The organism is Streptomyces sp. NPDC026301 (assembly GCF_055567935.1).
The window spans coordinates 334,416-343,512 of the sequence record NZ_JBVHPN010000001.1; the positions used below are offsets into that span (position 1 = coordinate 334,416).

General features: G+C 73.1%; 10 protein-coding genes and 1 pseudogene. 6 read left to right on the forward strand and 5 right to left on the reverse strand.

What is annotated here, in order from left to right:
* Positions 1-54: 54 nt before the first annotated feature.
* The 3 genes and pseudogenes from ACZ4MH_RS01500 to ACZ4MH_RS01510 form a co-directional block, all read left to right on the forward strand.
* Positions 55-762 (forward strand): annotated as a pseudogene (locus ACZ4MH_RS01500) (alpha/beta fold hydrolase); the annotation flags it as partial.
* Between the two features lie 49 nt (positions 763-811).
* Positions 812-1,300, forward strand: coding sequence for a MarR family winged helix-turn-helix transcriptional regulator (locus ACZ4MH_RS01505; RefSeq protein ID WP_351587151.1), 489 nt, complete (start codon positions 812-814; stop codon positions 1,298-1,300).
* A 17-nt stretch (positions 1,301-1,317) separates the two neighbouring features.
* On the forward strand, positions 1,318-2,067 hold the full coding sequence (locus tag ACZ4MH_RS01510) for a maleate cis-trans isomerase family protein (protein ID WP_351587153.1): 750 nt from the start codon (positions 1,318-1,320) through the stop codon (positions 2,065-2,067).
* A 3-nt stretch (positions 2,068-2,070) separates the two neighbouring features.
* On the opposite strand, the gene ACZ4MH_RS01515 is transcribed toward ACZ4MH_RS01510, so the two are convergent.
* The 4 genes from ACZ4MH_RS01515 to ACZ4MH_RS01530 form a co-directional block, all read right to left on the reverse strand.
* Positions 2,071-2,631 (reverse strand): VanZ family protein, encoded by a 561-nt coding sequence (locus ACZ4MH_RS01515; protein ID WP_351587155.1) that lies wholly within the window; start codon positions 2,629-2,631, stop codon positions 2,071-2,073.
* Positions 2,632-2,685: 54 nt separating this feature from the next.
* The gene (locus ACZ4MH_RS01520; RefSeq protein ID WP_351587157.1) at positions 2,686-3,969 is read right to left on the reverse strand and encodes a cation:proton antiporter; all 1,284 of its coding nucleotides are present in this window, start codon (positions 3,967-3,969) and stop codon (positions 2,686-2,688) included.
* Positions 3,970-3,971: 2 nt separating this feature from the next.
* Positions 3,972-4,442 carry a cation:proton antiporter regulatory subunit gene (locus tag ACZ4MH_RS01525; RefSeq protein WP_030261727.1) on the reverse strand — a complete coding sequence of 157 codons (471 nt, stop codon included), beginning with the start codon at positions 4,440-4,442 and terminating at the stop codon, positions 3,972-3,974.
* Between the two features lie 139 nt (positions 4,443-4,581).
* Entirely contained in the window at positions 4,582-5,040 is a 459-nt protein-coding gene (locus ACZ4MH_RS01530) for an SRPBCC family protein (protein ID WP_351587160.1), read from the reverse strand.
* Between the two features lie 117 nt (positions 5,041-5,157).
* On the opposite strand from ACZ4MH_RS01530, the gene ACZ4MH_RS01535 reads away from it, so the two are divergent.
* On the forward strand, positions 5,158-5,673 hold the full coding sequence (locus ACZ4MH_RS01535) for a cupin domain-containing protein (RefSeq protein ID WP_351587162.1): 516 nt from the start codon (positions 5,158-5,160) through the stop codon (positions 5,671-5,673).
* Positions 5,674-5,746: 73 nt separating this feature from the next.
* Here the strand turns inward: ACZ4MH_RS01535 and ACZ4MH_RS01540 are convergent, their stop codons facing one another.
* Positions 5,747-6,058 (reverse strand): hypothetical protein, encoded by a 312-nt coding sequence (locus tag ACZ4MH_RS01540; RefSeq protein WP_351587164.1) that lies wholly within the window; start codon positions 6,056-6,058, stop codon positions 5,747-5,749.
* Between the two features lie 458 nt (positions 6,059-6,516).
* On the opposite strand from ACZ4MH_RS01540, the gene ACZ4MH_RS01545 reads away from it, so the two are divergent.
* Both ACZ4MH_RS01545 and ACZ4MH_RS01550 read left to right on the forward strand, forming a co-directional pair.
* The gene (locus ACZ4MH_RS01545) at positions 6,517-7,803 is read left to right on the forward strand and encodes a GNAT family N-acetyltransferase (RefSeq protein WP_351587166.1); all 1,287 of its coding nucleotides are present in this window, start codon (positions 6,517-6,519) and stop codon (positions 7,801-7,803) included.
* A gap of 52 nt (positions 7,804-7,855) precedes the next feature.
* Positions 7,856-9,091, forward strand: a complete 1,236-nt coding sequence (locus ACZ4MH_RS01550; RefSeq protein ID WP_351587168.1) for a DegT/DnrJ/EryC1/StrS family aminotransferase — start codon at positions 7,856-7,858, stop codon at positions 9,089-9,091.
* The last annotated feature ends 6 nt before the right edge of the window (positions 9,092-9,097 follow it).

Sequence of the window (9,097 nt, forward strand, 5' to 3'; positions counted from 1 at the left end):
GCCGCCCGGCTGCACGTACTCGACTACGGCGGTCCCGGCGTCCCCGTGGTGATCCTGCCCGGCATCACCAGCCCGGCCGTCACCATGGACTTCGTCGCACGCGAACTCACCGATCTGGCACGGCCGTTGGTGGTGGACGTGCGAGGGCGCGGGCTGTCGGACGGCGGCGGCACGTACACCCTGGAGGAGTACGCCGAGGACACCGAGGCCGTGGTGACCGGGCTCGGGCTGGAGCGCCCGGTGCTCTTCGGGCACTCGATGGGCGCGCGGATCGCCGCGGTCGCCGCGGTGCGCGGCAAGGTGCCCCTCGGCGGTACAGTGCTCGCCGACCCGCCGATGAGCGGTCCGGGGCGGGGCCCGTACCCGACCACGCTGGACGCGTTCCTCGGGCAGCTCGCGCAGGCCGTGCGCGGCACCGACGCCGACGAAGTCGCGGCCTCCTGGCCGCGCTGGCCGCGCCGGGAGCAGGAGCTGCGGGCCCGCTGGCTGAGCAGCTGCGAGCGGGCGGCGATCGTGGCCACGCACCGCGGCTTCGAGACGGAGGACTTCTTCGACTGGTGGCCTTCCGTGCCGGGGCCGACGGCGCTGCTGTACGGCGCGGACAGCCCGGTGGTCACGGCCGCGGGGGCCGCCGAGGCCGCCGCCGCACTGCCCTCCGCGGCCTTCACCGCGATCCCGGACGCCGGCCACATGATCTTCTGGGACAACCCGCCGGCGGCGCTCGCGGCCCTGCGCTCGGCACTCACCGCCGTGCTGCCGTGACCTGCTGGTCCGCCGCCGCCCCGGCAATCCACCGTGATTGAGTTGGCCCATGGCTGACGACACCGCTTCTGTAGCACCTTCGTCCGAAATTCCCAAGGTCCCCACGGCCCTCACCGCAGCGCCCGGCTACCAAGTACGCCGTCTCTACCAGGCGTATCTCGCGGTCTGGGTGCGGGCCGTGGACCCCACGCTCACCGGACCGCAGTTCGCGGTGCTGACCGCCGTGGACGCGGCACCGGGCCGCGACCAGAGATCGATGGCCTCGGCCGTGGCCCTGGACACCTCCACGATGGCGGACGTGGCCCGGCGGCTGGAGAACCGCGGCCTGATCGTCCGCCGCACCGCCGCCGATGACGGCCGCCGCAAGCTGCTCTACCTGACCGAGGAGGGCGAGCGGACCCTCCACGACGCCAACGACCGGGCGCGCGCCCTGGACGAACGGCTCCTCGGGCCGTACGACGCCGAGCGGCGCGCGGACCTCATGCACCTGCTGACATCCATGGCCGACCACTGGGAGGGCCTGGCCAGGGAGTCCTGACCCCACTGGAGAGACCCGTGACGGACCACCACATCGGCATGATCGTGCCGAGCTCGAACCTGACGATGGAGACCGAGCTGCCGCGCATGCTGCGGGCCCGGGAACAGGAGCGGCCGGGCGACCGCTTCGTCTTCCACAGCAGCCGGATGCGGATGCAGCACGTCACGCCCGAGCAGCTGCGCGGCATGAACGCGCAGACCGAGCGGGCCGCGCTCGAACTCGCCGACGCCCGCCCCGACGTCGTCGCCACGGCCTGTCTGGTCGCGATCATGGCGCAGGGTCCGGGCCACCACTGCACGGCCGAGGCCGAGATCACGAAGGCGCTGCGCGGCCAGGGCGCGCAGGCTCCGGTGGTCTCCAGCGCCGGTGCGCTGCTCGACGGCATCGCGGCGCTGGGCGCCCGCCGGGTCGCGATCCTCACCCCGTACATGAAGGACCTGACCCGGCTGGTCGTCGACTACATCGAGGACGCGGGCGTGGAGGTGGTCGACGCCCTCAGCCTGGAGGTCCCGGACAACCTCGCAGTCGCCCGGCTCGACCCGGACGACCTGCGCGACCACTGGCGGAAGCTGGACCTCGGCCGGGCCGACGCGCTGGTCCTCTCGGCGTGCGTGCAGATGCCGTCGCTGCCGGCGATCCAGCCGGTCGAGGACGAGGCGGGGCTGCCGGTGCTCTCGGCTGCCACCGCCACCACGTACCGCATCCTCACCGAACTGGGCCTGGATCCCGTCGTACCGGACGCGGGACGGCTGCTCGCCGGGGGCTGAGCGTTACGTGGTGCGGGCCGGCCGCTGCCACCAGTGGCGGCGCCTGGGGTGGACGGCGCGGCCGAGGCGGCGGCCCAGCAGGACGTAGCCGAGCAGCGCGCCCGTGGTGTTCAGGATGACATCGTCGATGTCGAAGGCGCGCCCGGTGACCAGGGCTCCTTGCACCAGCTCGACCAGCAGCATCACCAGCGCGGTCACCACGACCACCCGCAGCAGTCCGCGCGCCCTGGGCGCCACGACCGGCAGCAGCAGCCCGAAGGGCACACCGAGCAGGATGTTCCCGCCGAGCTGCTTGACGGTGTCGACGAACGCGGGCTGCGCGAGGTAGTCGCGGAGGGAGTCGCCGGGCCGCAGATTGGTGTGCGTGAGCGCCTCGGAGGCCGCCGACGGCTGGAGGGTGAGCCGGGCCAGTACGGCGCCGAAGGCCACCATGACGGCGAACGCCAGCAGCATCACCAACGCCCGCACGGGCGGCGGGAGTGGTGCCCCGCCGCCCGGCGCCGGTCGGCCGCGCTTCTTCTTCCTGGCATTGCTGCGCCGAAGTGGTCGCGGTGACCGCGCCATGAAGACCCCTCGCTTCAGGTGGACCTGTGGGAGTTGGTCTGTACGACGCTTCGGTTACCCGTGTGGCGGCAGGGCATGCGCGTCCTCGCGGGGCGCGGGGGCCGCCGGGGCCTCTTCCGTGGCGGCGGGCGCTTCGGACGGGGCGGGCGGCGCGGGCTTTCTGGAGGTGATCCCGAAGAGCGGCAGCAGGCCGGTCCGGGCGCGGTTGACCGCCGGTGCCGCCCAGCGTGCGGTCAGCGGGCCGAGGATGACCATGATCAGGACGTACGCGGTGGCGATCGGGCCGATGCGCGGCTCGACGGCCGTGGTGAGCCCGGCGATGACGATGGAGAACTCGCCGCGCGCCACGAGCGCGCCGCCCGCGCGCAGCCGCCCGTTCGGTCCGATGCCGGCGCGTCGGGCCGCGTACCAGCCCGTCAGGATCTTGGTCACGGCGGTGACGACGGCGAGCAGCAGCGCCGGGAGCAGTACCGGCGGGATGGCGGTCGGGTCGGTGGACAGGCCGAAGAAGACGAAGAAGATCGCGGCGAAGAGGTCGCGCAGCGGCGTGAGGAGCTTGCGCGCGCCCTCGGCGACCTCGCCGGACAGCGCGATGCCGACGAGGAACGCGCCGACGGCGGCGGAGACCTGGAGCTCCTGCGCGATGCCCGCGACGAGCACGGTCAGCCCGAGGACGACCAGGAGCAGCATCTCGGGGTTGTCCGAGGAGACCCAGCGGCTGATCAGCCGGCCGTGCCGGAGCGCGAGGTAGAGGACGAGGCCGACGGCGCCGAGGGCGATGAGCAGCGTGACGCTGCCACCGGCGAGTCCGACGCCGGCCAGCAGGGCGGTCAGCAGCGGCAGGTAGACCGCCATGGAGAGGTCTTCGAGGACGAGGACGCCGAGGATGACGGGGGTCTCGCGGTTGCCGAGCCGGCCGAGGTCGGTGAGGACCTTGGCGATGACGCCGGAGGAGGAGATCCAGGTGACGCCGGCGAGCGCGACGGCGGCGACCGGGCCCCAGCCCAGCAGCAGCGCGGCGACCGCGCCGGGTATCGCGTTCAGCAGGAAGTCGACGGCCCCGGAGGGGTATTGGGTCTTGAGGCTGGTGACCAGCTCGGAGGCGCTGTATTCGAGGCCGAGCAGGAGCAGCAGCAGGATGACGCCGATCTCGGCGCCGACGCCGACGAACTCCTCGCTGGCGTTGAGCGGCAGCAGCCCGCCGTGCCCGAAGGCGAGCCCGGCGAGGAGGTACAGGGGTATGGGCGAGAGGCCGACTCTCCCGGCCAGCCGGCCGAGGAGGCCGAGCGCGAGGATGACGGCGCCGAACTCCACGAGCAGTGCGGTGGTCTCGTGCATGGTCAGCCTCCGGCGATGATCGCGGCGAGGGCGTCGACGCCCTCACGGGTGCCGACCGCGACGAGGGTGTCGCCGATGGCGAAACGGAAGTCGGGGCCCGGCGACGGGTGGGCGCTCGTGCGGCGCAGCACCGCGACGATGGACGCGCCGGTGCGGGTGCGGGCCCCGGTGTCGCCGAGCAGCCGGCCGCCGTACGGGGAGCGGCTGCCTATCTGGATGTGCTCGGTGACCAGGTCGATGCCGTCGGTGCGGACGGCGTCCAGTGGCGCCGGGTCGATGAGGTGCGCGAGGGCCGTCGCCTCCTCCCGTTCCAAGGGGACCGAGGACTGGCAGGTATCGGGGTCGTCGGCGGCGTAGAAGCCGATGAAGCGGCGTCCGTCGTGGTGCACCACCACGGACAGGTGCTGTCCGGCGTGCGTGGTGAAGTCGTACCGCGTGCCGACGCCCGGCAGCGAAGTGCGTCGCGTCCCCATCGTGTCCTCCCCGGATGCCGCGCCGGCGCGCGCCGCGGCGCGGCCCCCACGCGATCTCCTTTACCTGGTCTTTGCCCTTTACCCAATCATTACAGGTGACTGGTGGGTACACCGGGGTGCCGCGCCAGGGGGCCGGTGGTCAGGAAACGGGCATGTGCCAGGGCTCTTCGGGCAGTGGGCTGCCGGTCTCCAGCAGGGTCTTGAGGTTGGACAGGACCGCCGCCCAGCCGCCGGCCGCGGCCGCGCGCTCGGCCTCGTCGGCCAGGTTCTCGTGGGTCACGGTGAGCCGGACGATCCCGCCGTACGGCTCGATGCCGAAGGTGACCTTCGACGGTCCGCCGGCCGGTTCCTCGCCCGGCTCGGCCCACGTGGTGACCAGCCGCCGCGGCGGGGCGCTCTCGACGACCAGCCCGACGACGTCGGCGATGCCGGAGCCGTCCGTCCGCTGGTGCTCCCAGGGGGAGCCGGTCTCCCAGTCGGAGACGTTGCTGTGGCCCCAGTACGCGGCCGTCAGCTCGGGGTCGGTCAGCGCGTGCCAGACCTTCTCCGGCGTGCTCTCGATGTAGGTGACGTAGGCAAAGGTCGGTCTGTCGGTCATGGCGTCCTCGGCTCGTCGTTTCGCTACCCTCTTCCAGCGTCTGCCCGCTCTGCCCGTGCGGCAGGTCAGGGCAGCGCCGAACGGAGTACGGAGACGCCCGCCGAGCAGAGGAGATTCATGTCCGCGCCCACCCCGCCCGACCCCTTCCACCCCGACCTTCCGCCCCGCGAGGACGACGGCGGCGAGGGGGTGACCCCGCTGCGGGCGCGGCTGCATCACGTACGGGCCGACGCGCTGGACGGCGACACCGCGCAGAGCGGCGGGATGCGGCGGTTCGCGGCGATCAGCGGCGGCACGGTCGGCTCCGAGCGGATCTGGATGGGCCAGACGCACGTGGCGCCGGGCACCGCCTCCGCCAACCACCACCACGGCGCCTCGGAGACGGCCATCCATGTGGTGAAGGGCCACCCGGAGTTCGTCTTCCTCGACGACTCCGGCGGCACGCCCGAGGAGGTCCGCATCCGCACGTCCCCTGGCGACTACATCTTCGTACCGCCCTACGTCCCGCACCGCGAGGAGAACCCGAGCCCGGACGACGAGGCGGTCGTCGTCATCGCCCGCTCCACACAGGAGGCGATCGTGGTCAACCTCCCCGAGCTGTACGTCCTCGGCGGCGACACCGGCCGCTCGTGAGGACCGGCCCCCGCGGCGGGTGCCGCGGGGGCCGGCGCGCACGGAAGAGGGCGCTGCGCACCGCCGCGGCGGCTCAGATCTCGGCCGCGATCCAGGCGATGTGCCAGCCGTTCTTGGCGGCGTACTCGGGGTCGATCGGCTGCCGGTCCACGCGGCGCACATAAATGCGGAAGCCGGTGGGGGTGGCCTTGTAGACCGTGTTGCCGCCGGTGGTCATCCACATCCGGTCGTCACCGGTGAGGGCCGCGATGTACGCGGGGGTGCCGGAGAATTTCCCCTCCGAGGTGTCGACGTCGAGGTACACGCCGTTTCCGTTGCGGTCGGGGTAGGGCTCCCACCCCTTGCCGGGCACCGTTTTGCCGGAAACGAGCTTGCCGTTGGTCATATCGGCTCCCGTCACTCACGTCATGTCCATAACAGCCGATCCGTATCGGCCGCCGCACCGAGTCTGCGCGGATTTCCCGGCCGGTCGCGGAGATTCCGGTGAGAATGGCCGGATACGAAACGCGGCGTACCGGGCTTGCGCGGGATGGCCGGAAAGGGCGTTGACCGGCAGCTACGGGTGACCGGCCCGCTGAATCCCGGGCGGCTGCGGGGGTTGACAGTTCAGGGCCGTATCAAGACTGTGGAGAACAGCCTCTGGCGGCCCCGACTCGATTCATCGGCGCATGAGGAGATCGCGATCCGGGCCTCGCGACGGTCCTTTCCGCAAGGCGGCGTCCGCCCCGGCGGAAATGACCTCGACTGCGGGCAGTGCGGCCTGTCCGTCATACGCGCCGACTGAATCCTTTTCCTGATGTGCTGCCCACTCGGGCATCAGCCGGAATCGGTCGGAGGTGTCCCGTGCATTCTTCCTCACCATTCCTTCCGGAACCGCAGTCACCGGAACCGCTGTCACCGGATTACGACTTCCGCGCTCCCGACGACTGGTCCGATTTCACCGAGGTGGTGGGACTCGCCTACGGCGGATACGACCATTCACCGGAACACCGCGCGGCCGTCGCCGAGTTGCTGGAGCCCAAGCGCTCGCTGCTCGCGTGCGCCGCGGGCCGGCCCTGCGCCACGCTGGCCGGCTACTCCTTGGACATGACGCTGCCGGGCACCGGCCCGCGCCCCGTGTTCGGCATCGGCTACGTGGCCGTCTCCCCCGCGCACCGCCGGCGCGGCCTGATGCGCGACATGATCCTGCGGGTCCTCGCCGACCTGCACACCACGCGGGCCGAGCCGGTCGCGGTCCTCAACTCCACCGAGCCGGCGCTCTACGGCCGCTTCGGCTTCGGGGCCGCCAGCCAGGCCGTCGGCCTCACCATTCCGCTGGAGGCCCGTGCGCTGGCCGAGGGCCCGGCCGACGACGGCCCGCCGCTCACCCTGGAGGTCACCTCGCCCGCCGAGGCCGAGGCCGCCATCGCCGCGGTCTGCCGCGCCTGCCTGGCCGAGCGCCCCGGAACGCTGCGCCGCGAGGGCGCCTGGCTGCGCCGCGCCCTCGCCGACCCGCCCGCCGACCGCGGCGGCGCCGGACGCCTGCTGTGCATGCTCGCGGTGGACGGCGCGGGCGTACGCGGCTACGCCCTCTACCGGCTCACCGCCGGCTGGACCCACTCCTACCCCCGGTACACCGTCTCCGTACAGGAGTTGAGCGCGTGCGACCCGGCCGCCTACGCCTTCCTGTGGCGTGCGCTGCTGGACGTGGACCTCGGCGGCACGGTCGTCGCCGACGCCCGCCCGGTCGACGACCCGGTACTGGCCCTGCTCGCGGACCCCCGCAGCGCGGCACCGACCGTGCGCGACCAGCTCTACGCCAGGGCCGTCGACGTCGACCGCGCGCTGTCCGGGCGCGGCTACGCCAACGAGACGGAGGTCGTCCTGGAGGTGACGGACCCGCTCTGCCCGTGGAACGAGGGCCGGTGGCGGCTCATCACGGGCACCACGGGGGCCGACTGCGTCCGGACCCGCGCGAACGCCGATCTGGCGCTCACCGCACGGGAGTTGGGCGCCGTCCTGCTGGGCGGCGGCTCCCTCGTGCAGCTCGCGCGGGCCGGCCGGGTGGCGGAGCTGCGCCCCGGCGCGGTGCGCGCCGCCGCTGCCGCCTTCCGGCACGACCCGGCACCGTACTGCCCCGTCGTCTTCTGAACTCCCCGCCCGCGACCAGCGGTTGTCACCCGCCGACCTGAGGAGCCCGCCCATGCCCGGTCCCGGCTACGCCTTCTTCGGGGACGAGGAACGCGCGAACGTCCAGCAGGTGCTGAACACGTGGTCCCGCACGACCGCGGCGCACTCCTACCCCCTCGGCGACCTCACCCAGACCCGGCTGTTCGAGGAGGAGGCCGCGCGCCGCCTGGCGAGCCCGTACTGCCTGTCCGTCAACAGCGGCACGTCGGCCCTCATGACGGCGCTGGCGGCGCTGGGCATCGGCCCGGGCGACGAGGTCATCGTCCCCGGGTACCTGTACGTCGCCTCGGTCGCCGCCATCGTGCACTGCGGGGCCACGCCCGTCGTGGCGGAGATCGACGAGACGCTGACCCTGGACCCGGCCGACGTCCGGGCCCGCATCACGCCGCACACGAAGGCACTGATGCCCCTTCACATGCTGGGCGCCCCCTGCGACATGGCCGCGCTGATGGAGATCGCCGAGGAGCACGGGCTGGTGGTGCTGGAGGACGCGGCGCAGGCGTGCGGCGGTACCTACCGCGGCAGGCCGCTGGGCAGCTTCGGCCGGGCCGGGGCGTTCTCGCTCAATATGTTCAAGGTGGTCACGGCCTGCGACGGTGGGTTCCTGCTGGCCGCCGACGAGCGCACCTTCCAGCGGGCCTACGGCTACCACGACCACGGCTGGTTCCCGTACCGCGCGGAGGAGGGGCCCGGCGACCGGATGCTGGGGCTGAACCTGCGGATGACCGAGCTGACGGCGGCGGTCGCCCGCGCCCAGCTGGCCCGGCTGGACGGCGTCCTCGCCCGCACCCGGGCGCAGCGGGACGCGCTGGCCGACCTCATCCCCGTACGGGACGGCTTCGTCCGCCGTCCGTCGCACGACGCCGCCGGGGACTGCGCGACCGTCCTGGTCCACGTCTTCGAGGAGCGGGCTGCGGCCGAGGCCGTGGCGAAGCGGCTGGGCACGAAGACGCTGCTGCACTCGCCCAAGCACTACTACGGCGGGCTGCCGGAGCTGCGCGCCCTGGCCGCCGGCGACACCGGGCCCTGCCCGTCCCGGCGCCCGGAACCGGCCTGGCGCCGCCAGGACTTCCGCCCCGGCGCCCTCCCCCGCACCGACGACGTCCTGAGCCGCGCGGTGGCCCTCACCGTGGGCCTGTCGGACACCTACCTGGGCGCCGACGCGGGCGTCACCGTGTTCAGCGGCCCCGACGAGATCGCCGCGGCCGCCGAGCGCTTCCGGGCCACGGCCGACGAGGTGCTGGGCTGACGCAGT